This window comes from Geomonas oryzae, from assembly GCF_004117875.1.
GTDB classification, from domain to species: Bacteria; Desulfobacterota; Desulfuromonadia; order Geobacterales; family Geobacteraceae; genus Geomonas; species Geomonas oryzae.
Window position 1 is genome coordinate 348558 of sequence record NZ_RAHW01000004.1, and the last position, 15637, is coordinate 364194.

13 protein-coding genes and 2 tRNA genes are annotated in these 15637 nt (G+C 61.3%); 12 read left to right on the forward strand and 3 right to left on the reverse strand.

All coding sequences use genetic code 11. The features are described 5' to 3' along the window. The first annotated feature begins 48 nt into the window (after nt 1-48). Nucleotides 49-1302, forward strand: coding sequence for a histidine--tRNA ligase (hisS, locus tag D6Z24_RS12310; protein WP_129126888.1), 1254 nt, complete (start codon nt 49-51; stop codon nt 1300-1302). 110 nt (nt 1303-1412) lie between these two features. Here the strand turns inward: hisS and D6Z24_RS12315 are convergent, their stop codons facing one another. Further along, nucleotides 1413-2111, reverse strand: a complete 699-nt coding sequence (locus D6Z24_RS12315) for a pirin family protein (RefSeq protein WP_129126889.1) — start codon at nt 2109-2111, stop codon at nt 1413-1415. Between the two features lie 295 nt (nt 2112-2406). On the opposite strand from D6Z24_RS12315, the gene dnaE reads away from it, so the two are divergent. Together dnaE and D6Z24_RS12325 are read left to right on the forward strand one after the other, a co-directional pair. Next, on the forward strand, nt 2407-5880 hold the full coding sequence (gene dnaE / locus D6Z24_RS12320) for a DNA polymerase III subunit alpha (RefSeq protein WP_129126890.1): 3474 nt from the start codon (nt 2407-2409) through the stop codon (nt 5878-5880). Nucleotides 5881-5930: 50 nt separating this feature from the next. Further along, complete coding sequence (locus D6Z24_RS12325) at nt 5931-6890, forward strand: acetyl-CoA carboxylase carboxyltransferase subunit alpha (protein WP_129126891.1); 960 nt, start codon at nt 5931-5933, stop codon at nt 6888-6890. A 426-nt stretch (nt 6891-7316) separates the two neighbouring features. Here the strand turns inward: D6Z24_RS12325 and D6Z24_RS12330 are convergent, their stop codons facing one another. Then, nucleotides 7317-8588 (reverse strand): DUF445 domain-containing protein, encoded by a 1272-nt coding sequence (locus tag D6Z24_RS12330; protein WP_129126892.1) that lies wholly within the window; start codon nt 8586-8588, stop codon nt 7317-7319. A 346-nt stretch (nt 8589-8934) separates the two neighbouring features. On the opposite strand from D6Z24_RS12330, the gene D6Z24_RS12335 reads away from it, so the two are divergent. Beyond that, nucleotides 8935-9720 carry a pseudouridine synthase gene (locus tag D6Z24_RS12335; RefSeq protein ID WP_129126893.1) on the forward strand — a complete coding sequence of 262 codons (786 nt, stop codon included), beginning with the start codon at nt 8935-8937 and terminating at the stop codon, nt 9718-9720. A 120-nt stretch (nt 9721-9840) separates the two neighbouring features. On the opposite strand, the gene D6Z24_RS12340 is transcribed toward D6Z24_RS12335, so the two are convergent. Then, nucleotides 9841-10347, reverse strand: coding sequence for a MucR family transcriptional regulator (locus D6Z24_RS12340; RefSeq protein WP_129126894.1), 507 nt, complete (start codon nt 10345-10347; stop codon nt 9841-9843). Nucleotides 10348-10539: 192 nt separating this feature from the next. On the opposite strand from D6Z24_RS12340, the gene D6Z24_RS12345 reads away from it, so the two are divergent. The 8 genes from D6Z24_RS12345 (at nt 10540) to D6Z24_RS12380 (ending at nt 15635) form a co-directional block, all read left to right on the forward strand. Further along, the gene (locus D6Z24_RS12345; protein WP_129126895.1) at nt 10540-10743 is read left to right on the forward strand and encodes a 4Fe-4S binding protein; all 204 of its coding nucleotides are present in this window, start codon (nt 10540-10542) and stop codon (nt 10741-10743) included. A gap of 105 nt (nt 10744-10848) precedes the next feature. After that, nucleotides 10849-11919, forward strand: coding sequence for a 3-methyl-2-oxobutanoate dehydrogenase subunit VorB (locus D6Z24_RS12350; RefSeq protein ID WP_129126896.1), 1071 nt, complete (start codon nt 10849-10851; stop codon nt 11917-11919). A 16-nt stretch (nt 11920-11935) separates the two neighbouring features. Beyond that, entirely contained in the window at nt 11936-12676 is a 741-nt protein-coding gene (locus tag D6Z24_RS12355) for a thiamine pyrophosphate-dependent enzyme (RefSeq protein WP_129126897.1), read from the forward strand. Between the two features lie 75 nt (nt 12677-12751). Beyond that, entirely contained in the window at nt 12752-13306 is a 555-nt protein-coding gene (locus D6Z24_RS12360) for a 2-oxoacid:acceptor oxidoreductase family protein (RefSeq protein WP_129126898.1), read from the forward strand. A 42-nt stretch (nt 13307-13348) separates the two neighbouring features. Beyond that, nucleotides 13349-13422: transfer RNA gene (locus tag D6Z24_RS12365), tRNA-Gln, on the forward strand. 38 nt (nt 13423-13460) lie between these two features. Continuing rightward, nucleotides 13461-13535, forward strand: a tRNA-Glu gene (locus D6Z24_RS12370). Nucleotides 13536-13917: 382 nt separating this feature from the next. Beyond that, nucleotides 13918-14775: a phosphatase PAP2 family protein gene (locus D6Z24_RS12375; protein ID WP_246014654.1), complete on the forward strand. Its 858-nt coding sequence runs from the start codon at nt 13918-13920 to the stop codon at nt 14773-14775. 185 nt (nt 14776-14960) lie between these two features. Beyond that, the gene (locus tag D6Z24_RS12380) at nt 14961-15635 is read left to right on the forward strand and encodes an HAD family hydrolase (protein WP_129126900.1); all 675 of its coding nucleotides are present in this window, start codon (nt 14961-14963) and stop codon (nt 15633-15635) included. The last annotated feature ends 2 nt before the right edge of the window (nt 15636-15637 follow it).

A 15637-nucleotide genomic window follows, 5' to 3' on the forward strand; every position in this document is an offset into this window, starting at 1 on the left:
TATGCCGGTTTTTTTATTTTTATATTTGTAAGCAAGGAGAGCATCACCGTGGCAATCACCGGCATCAAGGGTTTCAACGACATCCTCCCGGGCGAGGTCGAGAAGTGGCAGCACATCGAGGCAACCGCGCGCCGGGTTTTCGAACTCTACGGTCTTTCCGAGATCAGGATCCCGATCATGGAGAAGACCGAGTTGTTTTGCCGCTCCATCGGCGACGCCACCGACATCGTGGAGAAGGAGATGTACTCCTTCGAGGATAAAGGCGGCAACAAGGTGACCCTGCGTCCGGAAGGGACCGCGTCGGTCATGCGCGCCTACGTCGAGCACAAGATGCACGCCCTCGACCCGGTCGCGCGCCTTTACTACATGGGGCCGATGTTCCGCTACGAGCGCCCGCAGAAGGGGCGCTACCGCCAGTTCCACCAGATCGGCGCCGAGATCACCGGCGTTGCGGCCCCGACGGTCGACGCCCAGGTGCTCACCATGCTGACCCACTTCTTCCAGGAACTGGGGCTCACGGAGCCGAGCCTGCAGATCAACTCGCTCGGCTGCCCCTGCTGCCGTCCGGCCTACCGCGAGGCACTCAAGAAGTTCCTGCTGGATCGCATCGACAAGCTGTGCGACGACTGCAAGCGCCGCTACGACACGAACCCCTTGCGCGCGCTCGACTGCAAGTCCGCCGGTTGCCAGGAAGCGACCCAGGGCGCACCCTCCATGCTCGACCACCTCTGCCCCGAGTGCGGCGACCACTTCGACAAGACCAGGAAGTACCTGGAACTGGTCGGCACCCCGTACAGCATCAACCAGAGGATGGTGCGCGGCCTCGACTACTACACCAGGACCACCTTCGAGATGGTCACCACCATGCTGGGCGCCCAGAGTGCCGTCGCCGCGGGCGGCCGCTACGACGGTCTCATCTCCGAGATCGGCGGGCCGCAGATCCCCGGCATCGGCTTCGCCATGGGCGTAGAGCGCGTGGCGCTTTTGCTCGCCGAGAAGGACTTCTCGCGCCGTCCCGACCTCTTCATCGCGGCCCTTGGTGACGAGGCGCATGCCGAGGCCTTCCGCCTTATGAGCGCCCTGCAGCGCCTGGGGCTTGCCGTCGAGATCGACTACGAAGGTAAGAGTCTGAAGAGCCAGATGCGGCGCGCCGACAAGTTCAGCTCACGCTTCACGCTGATCATCGGCGGCGACGAACTCACCCGCGGCACCGCGCCACTCAAGAACATGGACGTCGGCAACCAGGCCGAGGTGGCGCTCGACGCGGCAAGCATCCATGCCGCCATGAACGCCGGGGCCTAGCCCTTCCGGTCGAAAAACACACAGCAGAAAAGGGGACAGACTACTTATTCAGGTAAAGTAGCCTGTCCCCTTTTTTCTTGCTGCGTTTGTTGTGTCAGTACTACTACCGCTTACGGCAGTTCGAAAAGCAGCAACTCGCTTGCTTCCTTCCCAGTCAGACGCAGCACATCCTCGCTGCTGACCGCCGCCCCGTCGCCTGCCTCCAGGACATGGCCGTTCACGAGCACCTTGCCTCGCGCCACCTGCACCCACGCATGATGTCCCGCCGGAAGATGGTGCACGATTTCTTCGTCTGCTTCCAGCAACGTCGCGTACAGCTTCGCATCCTGGTTGATGGTGACCGAGCCGTTATCCCCGTCCCGCGAGGCGATCAGGCGCAGGCTCCCCCGTTTCTCCTCGTCCGGAAAGAACTTCTGCTCATAGCTCGGCGTTATCCCTTCCCGCTGCGGCAGGATCCAGATCTGGAAGAAGTGCAGCGGGTCGGTCTTGCTGTTGTTGAACTCGCTGTGGGTGATGCCGGTACCCGCGCTCATGCGCTGCACCTCTCCGGGACGGATCACCGATCCGTTTCCCATGCTGTCGCGGTGCGCCAGCTCCCCTTCGAGCACGTAGGAGATGATCTCCATCTCCCGGTGCGGGTGCGTGGGAAAGCCGATGCCCGGCCTGACCCGATCCTCGTTGATGACCCGCAGGTTCCTGAATCCCATGTGGCGCGGATCGTAGTAGTCGGCGAAGGAAAAGGTGTGATGGGTGTCGAGCCAGCCGTGGTCGGCGTGCCCCCTGTCTTCCGATCTTCTTATGGTGATCATGGTCTTTCTCCTCTCAAACGTGAACCAGTTTGATTTCATATGATTTGATGTTGAACTATTCTGGCGATGCTGTCAACGATTTATTCGCGTCCCCATGCAACCCGGCTTCCGTCGCCGCTCCAACCAAATTATGTGAGCGCGAGGGCTTCTGCGCATTGACACAGACTCCCGGTTAGTGCAGAATGTGGCGTCTATTTTTTCACCCGAAACAGTGACTGGAGCCAGCAAAGCCAAGGGCTCCTTTTATTGTTTTAATTCAGTCTGTTGTCTGTTTTTTTGTTAGGGCTTTCCTGTTATGGATTCAGCGAACTTCGTACATCTCCATCTCCACTCCCAGTACTCCCTGCTGGACGGCGCCATCCGCATCGGCGACCTCGTCAAGAAGGCGAAGGACTACCACATGCCTGCGGTGGCGGTTACCGACCACGGCAACATGTTCGGCTCCCTCGAGTTCTTCCTCAAAGCCAAGGACAAGGGGATCAAGCCGATCCTCGGGTGTGAGGTGTACATCGCCCCCGGCTCACGCCTGGAAAAGAAAGCGCCTACCGCCTCCGACCCGGTGACGAGCTACCACCTCATCCTGCTCGCCGAGAACATGGTGGGCTTCAAGAACCTCTGCTACCTCACCTCAGCAGGCTACAAGGAGGGCTTCTACCGTCGCCCCCGCGTCGACAAGGAACTCCTCGAAAAGCACAGGGAAGGACTCATCTGCCTCTCCGCCTGTCTGCAGGGCGAGATCGCATACCTCGCCGGCAGGAACAAGATGGATGAGGCGAGAGCCGCGGCGAAATGGTACGCGGAGATGTTCCCGGATTCCTACTACCTGGAGATCCAGGAGAACGGGCTCCCCGAACAGACCATCGCGAACCAGAGGGTGATGGAAATCGCGCGCGAGATGAATCTCCCGCTCGTCGCGACCAACGACTGCCATTACCTGAACAAAGAGGACGCGAAGGCGCACGAGATCCTTTTGTGCATCCAGACCGGGAAGACCATGAGCGACCCGACCAGGATGCGTTTCACCACCGAGGCCTTCTACGTGAAGAGCCCGGAGGAGATGGCGAAGGACTTCCATTACTGCCCCGAGGCCCTGGAAAACACGGTCAAGATCGCCGAGCGCTGCAATTACGAGTTCGACTTCAAGACCTACCACTTCCCGGCCTACGAGGCGCCGCCGGGCGAGACCCTCGACGACCAGCTGGAGCGCGAGTCCATCGAAGGCCTCAAGCTGCGCCTGCAGAAGATCAAGATCAAGTACCCGAACCTCACCCCGGAGCAGGAGCAGTCCTACCACGACCGCCTGCGCATCGAGCTCGACTGCATCAGGCAAATGGGGTTCCCGGGCTACTTCCTCATCGTTGCGGACTTCATCAACTGGGCGAAAGACCACGGCATCCCCGTCGGGCCGGGCAGGGGCTCGGCGGCGGGTAGCCTCGTCGCCTTCTGCATCAGGATCACCGACATCGATCCTATGCCGTACAACCTGCTGTTCGAGCGATTCCTCAACCCGGAACGTATCTCCATGCCGGATATCGACGTCGACTTCTGCCAGGACCGCCGCGAAGAGGTGATCCAGTACATGGTCGACCGTTACGGCAGGGAGAAGGTGTGCCAGATCGCCGCCTTCGGTACCATGGCCGCCCGCGGCGTCATCCGCGACGTCGGACGGGCGCTTGACCTCACCTTTGCCGACGTGGACAAGATCGCCAAGCTCGTCCCAGAGGTACTGGGGATCACGCTCGACAAGGCGATCGAGCAGGAGCCCAAACTCAAGGAGCTGATGGCCGCCGACCCGAAGGTGAACGAGGTCATGACCGTCGCCCTGCGCCTCGAGGGACTTGCGCGCCACATCTCGACCCACGCCGCCGGCCTCGTCGTCGCGCCGAAGCAGATGGAGGAGTTCTGCCCGGTCTACAAGGACCAGAAGACCGGCTCGCTGACCACGCAGTACTCGATGAAGTACGTCGAGAAGGTGGGCCTCGTGAAGTTCGACTTCCTGGGCCTCAAGAACCTCACCGTCATCGACAACGCCTGCAAGCACATCCGTAACGGCAAGGACCCGAACTTCGACATCACGCTCCTGACCGACGACGATCCCGAAACCTATAAGCTTCTGCAGGCCGGCAACACGACCGGCGTCTTCCAGCTCGAGTCGAGCGGCATGAAGGAACTCCTCGTCAAGCTGAAGCCTTCCTGCTTCGAGGACATCATCGCGGTCTGCGCCCTCTACCGTCCGGGTCCGTTAGGCTCCGGCATGGTGGACGACTTCATCGAGCGAAAGCACGGCCGCAAGCAGACCGTCTACGACCTGCCGCAGTTGGAGCCGGTCCTCAAGGACACCTACGGCGTCATCGTCTACCAGGAACAGGTCATGCAGATCTCCCGTTCCCTGGCCGGCTACTCGCTCGGCGGCGCGGACCTTTTGCGGCGCGCCATGGGTAAGAAGGACGCCGAACAGATGGCGAAGGAACGCCTGAAGTTCATGGAGGGGTCCGAGAAGCTCGGACTCGATTCCAAGAAATGCGCCGCCATCTTCGACCTCATGGCGAAGTTCGCCGAGTACGGCTTCAACAAGTCGCACTCCGCTGCCTACGCGCTCGTCGCCTACCAGACCGCGTACCTGAAGGCCCACTACCCGGTCGAGTTCATGGCCGCCCTCCTCACCGAGGACATGAGCAACACCGACAAGGTGATCAAGAGCATCGGCGACTGTCGCGAGATGGGGATCGAGGTGCTCCCGCCGGACATCAACGAGTCGCTGCGCTCCTTCCGCGTGCTCGAAAACGCCATGCGCTTCGGTTTGGGTGCCGTGAAGAACGTGGGGGAGGGGGCCATCGAGGCGATCCTCGAGGCGCGCGGCGACGAGCCGTTCAAGGACATCTTCGACTTCTGCGAACGCGTCGACCTGCGCCGCTGCAACAAGAGGGTCATCGAGGCGCTCATAAAAAGCGGCGCCTTCGACTGCACCGGCGCGAAGCGCGCGCAGCTCATGGCCGGGCTCGATGACGCCGCAGCGCAGGGGCAGCGCGTGCAGCAGGAGCGCGAGAGCGCGCAGGTCTCCCTCTTCGGCATCGCCGAGATCCAGCGCAGCGCGAACGGCTCGGGGAACCGCCTGCCGGACATCCCGGAATGGGACGAGAAATACCGCCTCGGGTGCGAGAAGGAGGCCATCGGCTTCTTCATCACCGGGCACCCGCTCGACCGCTACGTGGCCGACATGCGCCGCTTCTCCAACGTCGACTGCTCCTCGATCAACGAGGCGAAAGACAAGAGCGAGGTGAAGATCTGCGGCGTCCCTGCGAGCCTCAAGGAGATCATGACCAAGAAGGGGGACCGGATGGGCTTCATCACCCTCGAGGACCTGGTCGGCTCCCTGGAGGTCGTCGTCTTCTCCGACGTCTACGCCCGCTGCTCCGAGTTGCTCAAGGGGGACGACCCCATTCACATCACCGGTACGGTCGAGCACGGCGAGAAGGGGGCCAAGATCATGGCGAGCGACATCATGCTGTTGCGCGACCTGGTCGAGCGCGACACGCGCAGGGTGAACTTCACCATAGATGCGGCGGAAGCCGATCCAGGCAAGCTCGACAAGCTCAAAGACATCATCTCCCGCTACCAGGGGATCTGTCGCAGCTTCCTGCACCTTGACATAGAGAACAGCTCGCGTGTAACCATCAAGCTTTCCGACGTATACAAAGTGGCGGCTAGTGAAGAATTAACAGTGGAAGTGAGTAACCTCTTCGGCTATAATGCCGTGTCCTTCGAGTAGACTCAGGATGCATGTGGTTATTTTATTTGAAAGCAAGGAGATAGAGATATATGGCATTGCAGCAGAGCTATCTGGATTTTGAGAAGCCGCTGGCGGAACTGGACAAGAAGATCCAGGAACTGCTGGCATTTTCCACTGAGGGGGTCGATCTCTCCGCGGAGGTCACCAAACTTGAGGAGAAGGCAGAGAAGATGCGCGAAGACATGTTTGCAAATCTTTCCCGCTGGCAGACGGCCCAGGTTGCCCGCCATATCAATCGTCCTTTCACCCTCGATTACCTGAGCCTGATCTTCACCGAGTTCGTGGAACTGCACGGTGACCGCAACTTCGGCGACGACCACGCCATCGTCGGCGGCCTCGCCCGTCTCGACGGCGAGCCGGTCATGGTGATCGGTCACCAGAAGGGGCGCGACACCAAGGAGAAGGTGTTCCGTAACTTCGGCATGCCGAACCCGGAAGGGTACCGGAAGGCGCTGCGCCTGATGGAGATGGCCGAGCGCTTCAAGCTCCCCATCATCACCTTCGTAGACACCCCGGGTGCATTCCCCGGCATCGGCGCCGAGGAGCGCGGTCAGGCCGAGGCGATCGCGAGGAACCTGCGCGAGATGAGCCGTCTCACCGTTCCCATCATCGTCGTCATCACCGGCGAGGGTGGCTCCGGCGGAGCGCTTGCCATCGCCGTCGGTGACCGCGTCCTGATGCTGCAGCACTCCGTCTACGCGGTCATCTCCCCCGAGGGTTGCGCCGCGATCCTCTGGTCCGACGGCACCAAGGGGGCCCAGGCTGCCGAGGCGCTCAAGCTCACCGCAAAAGACATCAAGGAGCTCGACGTCATCGACGAGATCGTCCCCGAGCCGGCCGGCGGCGCACACCGCGACCACGAGGCCATGGCGAAGAACCTGCACGAGGCGCTCTCCAGGAACCTGAAGGCGCTGAAAGGGATTCCGGCTGACGAGCTGATCGAGCAGCGCTACCAGAAGTTCCGCAAGATGAGCCGCTTCGCCGAGTAATCCGCGGCGGATTCAACAGCAATAAAAGAAGGGGGCATGGCCGCAAAGCCATGCCCCCTTTTCCTTTTGGCAGCACTGGGACTATTCCCTCCCCCGGAGTGGGAGGGGCAGGGAGGGGGAGCGTAGCGTCTTCATTCAACCAGCGTCCCCCCTCCCGACCTCCCTGTATAGACCGGGGACATGGGTGACACATTTGAGATCTTGAGATCGTTCCTACGGTCCTCCGTGGGAACGCACGTTAGGGACGCTCCAGCGTCCCTAAGCAGACGCCGGAGCGTCCGAGGCTTTGCGTTCCCACGCTGGAGCGTAGGAACGATGTGAAGCACTGCACGAGCCCTCACGTTCCCCCCTTTGCGAAGGGGGGACAGGGGGGATTTAGCTTGTCAGTTTACACAAACAACTCTAGCCATTGCTATTCGGAGGACGCTACCCAATGACGAGCGACGCCGCGTGCAGCAGGATGCCGATCATGCCGCCCACGAGCGTCCCGTTCATCCTGATGAACTGCAGATCCGACCCGATGCTGAGCTCGATCTCCTTGATGAACTCCTCGTTGTCCCACTCCTTCACCGTTCCGGAGATGTGCTTCGCGAACCCGGTCCTAAGCCCGTCGGCGTACCTGCGCACCACCCCTTCCAGGTGCTCGTTGATGGACTCGGACAACTCGCCGCTCTTAGAGAGCGTGTTGCCGAGGGCGACCGCCGCGTCCGCCATCTTGTGCCTGATCGCGGAATGCTCCCGCTCCAGGTCCTTTACCACCCAGCTCTTCAGATCGTCGACCAGCCCCCGGGCGTAGTGCCCCAACTGCTCGTTCCCCACCAGTTCCTGCTTCAACTCCTCGACCCTGGCCCTCATCGCGGTGTCGTGCTTCAGCTTCACGATGAAGTCGCCTACGGCGCGGTCGAACTCGTGGCGCAGCTCGTGGCTCGGATCGGCGTTCACCGCGTCGAGGAAGCCGCTCACCTTCCTCACGATCTTTTCGCCCGCGTTACGGGCGAACTGCGGACGGTTCGGGATGAACTTGCTGAGCAGCGGATACTCGGCGTCCACCCAGTTGTCGAGGGCGATGGCCACCTTCTCCTGCGCTTCCGGCCTCGCGAGCCATCCCCCCAGGCGACGCAACAACTCGTCCAGCACGACCTGGTGCCTGCTCTCACTCCTGAGGCTTTCCAGCAGCGCGCCCGCCGAAGAGGCGGCATCGAACTTCTCCACGCGGTCGCTGAGCGCCGCACTCACCACCTTGCTGACCCGCTCGTCCTCAAGGAAGTCGATCGACTCGGAGATGACACGGGTGATCCCGATGGCGAGCCCCTCGGCGTTCTGCCGCGAGACGAGGTAGTCGCAAAGGCGCCGGGCCGGGTCGAAGGCGCGCATCCTCTCGACCAGCACCTCGGTGGCGAGAAACTTCTCCTGGATGAACTGCCCGAGGTTGTCGGCGATGGTCTCCTTCTTTTCCGCGACGATGGCCGTATGAGGGATGGGAAGCCCCATCGGGTGCCTGAAGAGGGCGACTACGGCAAACCAGTCCGCGAGAGCGCCGACCATGGCGGCCTCGGCGAAGGCGGCAACCCACCCCCAGGCCCCGCTGCCGTGCTGCAGGCGTGCGACGATAAAGAGCAGGGCGGCCCCGACGAGCAGCGCACCGGCTACGGTCTTGTTCTTTTTCAAAGCTGCGGTTCTTACATCGGTCATCTGCATGTACATCTACTCCTTGCAAACATATCTCTTTGCTGCGGCTGCAGCGCAGCCTGTCTTTTTAGCAGGTTCCGTACATCAAGGCAACAGCTCTCATGAGCTTGCCGACTTATCTTAGCACCCAGGCCTGGAGCTATTTCATCCCCCTCCCCTTGCGGGAGGGGGGAGGGGGTGGGGGAAGATGCCATCATTTCCTCAGTATGCCCGCTTCACCCACCCCCCCAGCCCCCTCCCGTCAAGGGAGGGGGAGGTCGGCGCCGTTCCGATAACCGGTTGCTACTTTTGCCGCTGCTGTGGTATGACTTGAACCTCGTAAATTAACCGGCGAGAGCCCAGGTAAGGAGAGAGAATGCAGGAACGTTTGCAGAAGATTTTGTCACAGGCGGGCATCGCCTCGCGTCGAGAGTCGGAAAACATCATCACCTCGGGGCGTGTGGCCGTGAACGGCACGGTGGTCACCGAGCTCGGCACCAAGGCGGACCCGGAAACCGATACCATCACCGTGGACGGCAAGCCGATCGCCGTTGAGGAAAAGCGGGTCTACCTGCTCCTGTACAAGCCGGTAGGGTACATGACCACCATGAAGGACCCCGAGGGGCGCCCCATCGTCTCCGATCTCCTTAAAGGGGTGAAGGAGCGGGTATATCCCGTCGGCCGTCTCGACTACAACACGGAAGGGCTTCTGCTCCTCACCAACGACGGCGCTTTCGCCAACATGCTGATGCACCCGAGCCACGAGGTGGACAAGGGATACCTGGTTCGCGTGAGCGGGCACGTCACAGCAGTGCAGGTCAAGAAGCTCTCCGAGGGGGTGAAGCTGGAGGACGGCATGACCGCTCCGGCGAAGGTCGCGCAGGTGAGCGAGAGCGAGAACAACTCCTGGATCTCCATCACCATCCACGAGGGGCGCTACCGCCAGGTGCGGCGCATGTGCGAGGCGGTGGGGTTGAACGTCGTACGTCTGAAGCGTTCGCGTTACGACTTCCTGGAAATCGGCGAGATGAAACCGGGCGAGTTCAGGGAGCTTACCGCTGAAGAGGTGACCAAGCTCAAAAGGAAGATCGTTGCGGTCGGTACCGGCCGGGGGCCGAAAAAGACAGGCGTGGTGGCGCGAAGAAAGATCGTGCGCCGCTAGTTTGTCGCGCCGCAGGAAGTGATGCGGCCGAAGCCGGTCCTTCGTGAAACAATAAAAGCCGCCCCGTGAAGGGCGGCTTTTTCATTTATATTGAAAGGCTGCAAAGAGGATCACAGGGCTTTAGGCGCTCATCTGCTGCTTTTGTTTCGAGCCGCGGGGCTGTTTGACCGGCTTTTTTTCGGCGCCCCCCTTGGCGGCGAGCTTTGCTGCGCGGACGGCGCGCGCTTTGGCCAGGTTGTCGGCGAGCCCCTTCTCCTGGGCCATCCGTCTGCGCGCTTCCGAAAAGTTCTTCGCGGTCAGTGCCTGGTTGCTCGGAATGCCGAACTGTTTTCTGTACTCTCCGGGTTTTACACCATGCACCTGGGCGAGGTGGCGCGCGAGCGTCTTCATGCCCGTCTTGCCGCACAACATGCAGCTTATCTGGTCCGGCTGGAACGCTTTCTTCAAGGTAAGCGCCGGTCCCCTTTCGCCGCCCAACTCAATTCCCTCGCCTGTTTCCACTTCCAGTTTCTGCAGAGCGCCATGCACCTTCTGCAGTTCAAGAAGCAGATCTTCCCCTGACATCTCTGTAACCGAGGCATGTGAAGAGACAATACTGGCCGTCAACTCGAGCAGTGATGATGCCATCGTTTCGCTCCTCCTTTTAGATTCTTAGTTATGTTACATGAGTCGGCTATTATTAAACTACATGCCTGTTTAAAAGCAAGCGATAAATCACTCGTGTAAACAAAAAAGTTGACGGCCCTGACAGATTTCTGCTAGGTTTTTGCGCTGATTGCATGCCGGGCGACGGCAGCAAGACAATGAGGGATACTTAGTATGGGAAGAATTGTAATAGACGAGTTGCGCTGCAAGGGTTGCGGTATCTGCACGATTGCTTGCCCGAAGAAGCTGATCAGGCTCTGCGAGAAGGTCAATATCCAGGGTTACGCACCTGCCGAAGCTCCCAATCTGGAGCAGTGTACCGGGTGCGCTCTCTGCGCCGAAATCTGTCCTGACGTTGCCATAACCGTCTTCAAGTAAATCCTTTCGTTCAGCACTGAGAGATGTCGCAGCGGATCGACCGGTCCGTATCGATATCGGTGTCTCGAAGTGCATCTAAACGAGCAGGAACCGTGGGAGGGTCAATTGTCTAAACGGCTGTTTGTTAAAGGAAATGAAGCCGCGGCCATGGGTGCTGTCGAAGCCGGCTGTCGCTACTACTTCGGCTATCCGATCACCCCGCAAAGCGACATTCCGGAATATCTCTCGCGTGAGCTTCCGAAGCTGAACGGCGAGTTCATCCAGGCGGAGAGCGAGATCGGTGCGATCAACATGCTCCTCGGCGCCTCCGCATGCGGCGTGCGCGCCATGACCTCCTCCTCGAGCCCGGGCATCTCGCTCAAGCAGGAAGGGATCTCCTACATGGCGGGCGCGGAACTCCCCGGCGTGATCATCAACATCTCCCGTTCCGGACCGGGCCTCGGGGGGATCGACGCCTCCCAGTCCGATTATTTCCAGTCGGTGAAAGGCGGCGGGCACGGCGGCTACCACATCCCCGTTCTTGCACCTAACTCGGTGCAGGAGATGTACGACCTCACCATGCACGCCTTCGATCTCGCCGACCTGTACCGCACCCCCGTCATGCTCCTGGGGGACTCGGTGATCGGCCAGATGAAGGAAGCGCTCATCCCTAACGCGCGCCCGGCGCGCGAGCTCCCGGGCAAGGAGTGGGCGGTGCGCGGCAAAAGCGGCGCCGAGCAGCGCGTGGTGAAATCGCTCTTCCTTGGCGACGGCGAGCTCGAGGCGCACAACTGGCGGCTGCACGCGAAGTACCAGGTGATGAAGGAGAAGGAGTGCATCAGTGAGGAGTACGAGACCGCCGATGCACGCCTAATCGTGACCGGGTTCGGCTCCGTCGCAAGGATCGCCCACACCGCCGTCACCATGGCCCGTGAAGAGGGGATGAAGGTCAGTCTCTTCCGTCCGGTCACCCTGTTCCCGTTCCCGGAGAAGGCCATCGCCGAGGCTGCCGGCCGTGCCGGCAAGGTGCTGGTCGTGGAACTGAACACCGGACAGATGGTCGAGGACGTCCGCCTCTCCGTCGGCGCCGCCGCGCAGGTTTCCTTCTACGGCAGGCCGCCGGGAGCCGGTTCGCTGCCGTCCCCCGAGGAACTTCTCGAGGTGATCAGGAAGCACTACGACGACACGGCACGCTAGGCGGGGGAGGGAAGATATGCAGCAGGTTTTCAAAAGACCGGAAAGTTTGAAGGACGTTCAGACCCATTTCTGTCCCGGCTGCCATCACGGCACCATCCACCGTCTGGTGGCCGACGCGATGGACCTGTACGGCGTTCAGGATAAAACCATCGGTGTCGCTTCGGTCGGTTGCTCCGTGTTCCTTTACGGCTATTTCGACATCGACGTAGTGGAGGCACCGCACGGCAGGGCGCCCGCGGTCGCCACCGGCGTGAAGCGTGCGAAGCCCGACAACTTCGTCTTCACCTACCAGGGTGACGGCGACCTTGCCGCCATCGGCACCGCGGAGATCATCCACGCCGCCAACCGCGGCGAGGACATCACCGTCGTCTTCGTGAACAACACCACCTACGGCATGACCGGCGGCCAGATGGCCCCAACCACCCTGGTGGGGCAGAAGACCTCCACCTCGCCGTACGGCAGGGACAAGTCTAAGGACGGTTCCCCGATCCGGATGGCGGAGCTGATGGCGCAGTTGGGCGGCGTCGCCTACTCGGCGCGTGTCGCCGTCGACTCGCCCAAGCATGTTCTCGAGGCCAAGAAGGTGATGCGCGAGGCGTTCGGGTACCAGGCAGAGGGGAAAGGGTTCTCCTTCGTTGAGGTGCTCTCCTCCTGTCCGACCAACTGGGGGATGAACCCCCTCAAGGCGAACGCGAGGGTAGGCGAGGAGATGATTCCGTATTTCCCGCTTGGCATCTTCAAGAAGGAAGAGGCCTAGCAGGGCCCTTTTAACGTAGAACCTAGAACGTAGAACGTAGAACGTAGAACGTGTTCTGCAGTTTGAGGAGGGACGATGCGTACAGAAGTTTTGATAGCCGGGTTCGGCGGGCAGGGCGTGCTCCTGGCCGGAAACCTGCTTTCCTATGCGGCAATAGATGAAGGCAAGAACGTGAGCTACTTCCCCGCCTACGGTGTGGAGAAGCGTGGCGGTTCCGCCACCTGCACCGTGGTGATCGCCGACGGCGCGGTCGGCTCCCCCGTGCTCGGGCACCCGGCGGTGCTCGTGGTCCTGAACCAGGCCTCGCTCGAGCGTTTCGGCGCCAAGGTCCGTCCCGGCGGACTATTGATCGTCAACTCGTCGCTCGTCGACACCACCGAGCTGAACCGCAGCGACATCACCATCATCCCGGTCCCCATGAACGACATCGCTTCGGATCTCGGCGACCTGAGGATGGTGAACATGGTTGCGGTAGGGGCTTACGTAGCGCTCACCGAAGCGGTGAAGATGGAGTCGCTCTCCGGCGCCCTGACCCAGGCGCTGCCGGAGCGCAACCACAAGTTCATCCCCGCCAACGTGAAGGCGATAGAAACCGGGGCGCAGGTGGCAAAATCGAAAAAAGAAGCTTGACTTTGCTTCCACGATTCTGGTATTAATCTGGTCTCTCAACGATGGGGTATCGCCAAGCGGTAAGGCAACGGACTCTGACTCCGTCATCCAAGGTTCGAATCCTTGTACCCCAGCCATAGCTAATCCAGCTTCATTGCAAGCTGCTACATAGTTAGGTCCCATCGTCTAGTGGTTAGGACACCGGCCTTTCACGTCGGTAACAGGGGTTCAAGTCCCCTTGGGATCACCACCTTAAAAACAGCGCCAGAAGCAGGGCGCTGTTTTTTTTTGTCCATCAGGTGCTGGGAGCCAGGTTTATGTTCTCTCGAAGAACCGTGCGAGACTATTGCGTCCTCCAAAAATCCCCCCTGTCCCCCCTTCGCAAAGGGGGGAACCTTCCTGACCTGCCTGACCGCTTGAGGCAACAGTCCATAGCGTTGCGGAACCGGCTCCCTTTCTTTCAAATGATACGCTCGGCCATCGCGTCCCCCCTTCGCAAAGGGGGGAACCTTCCTGACCTGCCTGACCGCTTGAGGCAACAGTCCATAGCGTCGCGGAACCGGCTCCCTTTCTTTCAAATGATACGCTCGGCCATCGCGTCCCCCCCTTTGCGAAGGGGGGACAGGGGGGATTTGCTCTTTGCCGTTAATCCCGCCCCGTGCCGCCGACCCCGGCTTTCCCTACATCCGTCCCTTTTCTCGGCCCTGGCCCTGACTTTCCTGCTATTCCTCACCGCGCCGCTCCACGCCGCGGAGAACGTCTTCACCAGCGGCAAGGCCATTTCCGAAGAGGCCGGGCGCCTCGCAGGCGAGACGAAGCTCTTCCTCAAGGGACCGGTTGATCCCTATCTCACCGAAACGGCGGTGGCCGCCACCCTCTTCGGAGTTGCCTACGTCTTCGATGAAAAGATCCGCGACGAGTTCGCCGGACCACACCACGGCGTGATGAAGGGGATCACCAACGTGGGGAACGCGGTAAGCGATCCGCTTCTGCACCTAGGCGTTGCTGCCGTATTCTACGGCGCCGGGGCTGCGACCGATAATACCAAGGTGATGGGCTTGGGTGAGGAGATGGGGGAGGCGCTTTTACTGGCCGACGGTACCGTCTTCGTGCTCAAGGGAGTCATCGGGCGCGGGCGCCCGTACCAGGTGGAGAGCAGCACGAGCTACCGCCCGTTGCAGTACAAGGGGGGCTACGACTCGCTCCCGTCCATGCACACGGCGAGCTCCTTCGCGCTTGCCCACGTCCTCTCTTCCAGAACCGACAGCGTTGCCGGCAAACTCGCCTGGTACGGCGGGGCGGGGCTCGTCGCCTTCTCCCGCGTGTACCAGACCAAGCACTGGGCCAGCGACGTGGTCCTTGCCGCCGCCATCGGTGAGTTGGCCGGTGCCACCGTCGGCAGATACCGCTCCCTCGCTCCCGGCGGCGTCACCATCGCCCCGCTCACCATAGAGGGGGCGCCGGCCGTCGCCGTCGTAGGCAAATTCTAGAGATTCACTTAACGTCCCGGCACACCTCCCCCCGGAGGGGGGAGGCTGGGAGGGGGGAAGCCGCACGAAGCCGCTGCGCGCCCCCTCCCTGGCCCTCCCCCTTCGGGGGCGGGGATGGCTCGGCACTGAAGATCACGCTTCGTCAGTAAATTTCCAACGTGAACTTATATATAAGGAGCTTCCCAATGCTGAACGCAGTCATCTTCGATTTCGATGGCATCATCGTGGACACCGAGCCGCTGCACTACAAGGCGTTCCAGGAAATACTGGTCCCCCTGGGGCTTGGCTATTCCTGGGAAGAGTACATGGAGCTCTACATCGGTTTCGACGACCGCGACGCCTTCCGCGAGGCCTTCCGCGTGCACGGGCGCGCGCTCTCGGAAGATGAGCTGAAGGAGCTGATCCGGGGCAAGGCGGCGGCCTTTCATGACGTCGTTTCCGGCGGCGTGGCGGCTTACCCCGGCGTCGTGGAGCTGATCCGTTCCATCTCCGGCACACTCCCTCTTGCCCTTTGTAGCGGTGCCCTCAAAAGCGACATCGAGCCGATCCTCAAGCAGCTGGGTCTCACCGACGCCTTCGACGTCAAGGTGACCGCGGACGAGGTCGCCGCCTCCAAGCCCGATCCCGAAAGCTACCGTCTCGCGGTTAAGCGTCTGCAGGATCGCTTCCCCGGCAAGGTCGACGCGGCGGCATCCATCGCCGTCGAGGACACCCCGGCGGGGATCACCTCCGCCACCGGTGCGGGGCTCAAGGTCCTCGCCGTCACCAACAGCTATCCGCGGGAGAAACTCTCCGGCGCAAGCCGCGTGGTCAACTCCTTGGTCGGGGTCGATATCGAGGGGCTGAGCCTCCTCGTATAGCG

Bases quoted from the DNA above. Each gene is read 5' to 3' on its own strand.
- D6Z24_RS12315 (WP_129126889.1), bottom strand. From the start codon at position 2,111: ATGATCACCATAAGAAGATCGGAAGACAGGGGGCACGCCGACCACGGC.
- dnaE (WP_129126890.1), top strand. From the start codon at position 2,407: ATGGATTCAGCGAACTTCGTACATCTCCATCTCCACTCCCAGTACTCC.
- D6Z24_RS12325 (WP_129126891.1), top strand. From the start codon at position 5,931: ATGGCATTGCAGCAGAGCTATCTGGATTTTGAGAAGCCGCTGGCGGAA.
- D6Z24_RS12330 (WP_129126892.1), bottom strand. From the start codon at position 8,588: ATGCAGATGACCGATGTAAGAACCGCAGCTTTGAAAAAGAACAAGACC.
- D6Z24_RS12335 (WP_129126893.1), top strand. From the start codon at position 8,935: ATGCAGGAACGTTTGCAGAAGATTTTGTCACAGGCGGGCATCGCCTCG.
- D6Z24_RS12340 (WP_129126894.1), bottom strand. From the start codon at position 10,347: ATGGCATCATCACTGCTCGAGTTGACGGCCAGTATTGTCTCTTCACAT.
- D6Z24_RS12345 (WP_129126895.1), top strand. From the start codon at position 10,540: ATGGGAAGAATTGTAATAGACGAGTTGCGCTGCAAGGGTTGCGGTATC.
- D6Z24_RS12355 (WP_129126897.1), top strand. From the start codon at position 11,936: ATGCAGCAGGTTTTCAAAAGACCGGAAAGTTTGAAGGACGTTCAGACC.
- D6Z24_RS12360 (WP_129126898.1), top strand. From the start codon at position 12,752: ATGCGTACAGAAGTTTTGATAGCCGGGTTCGGCGGGCAGGGCGTGCTC.
- D6Z24_RS12380 (WP_129126900.1), top strand. From the start codon at position 14,961: ATGCTGAACGCAGTCATCTTCGATTTCGATGGCATCATCGTGGACACC.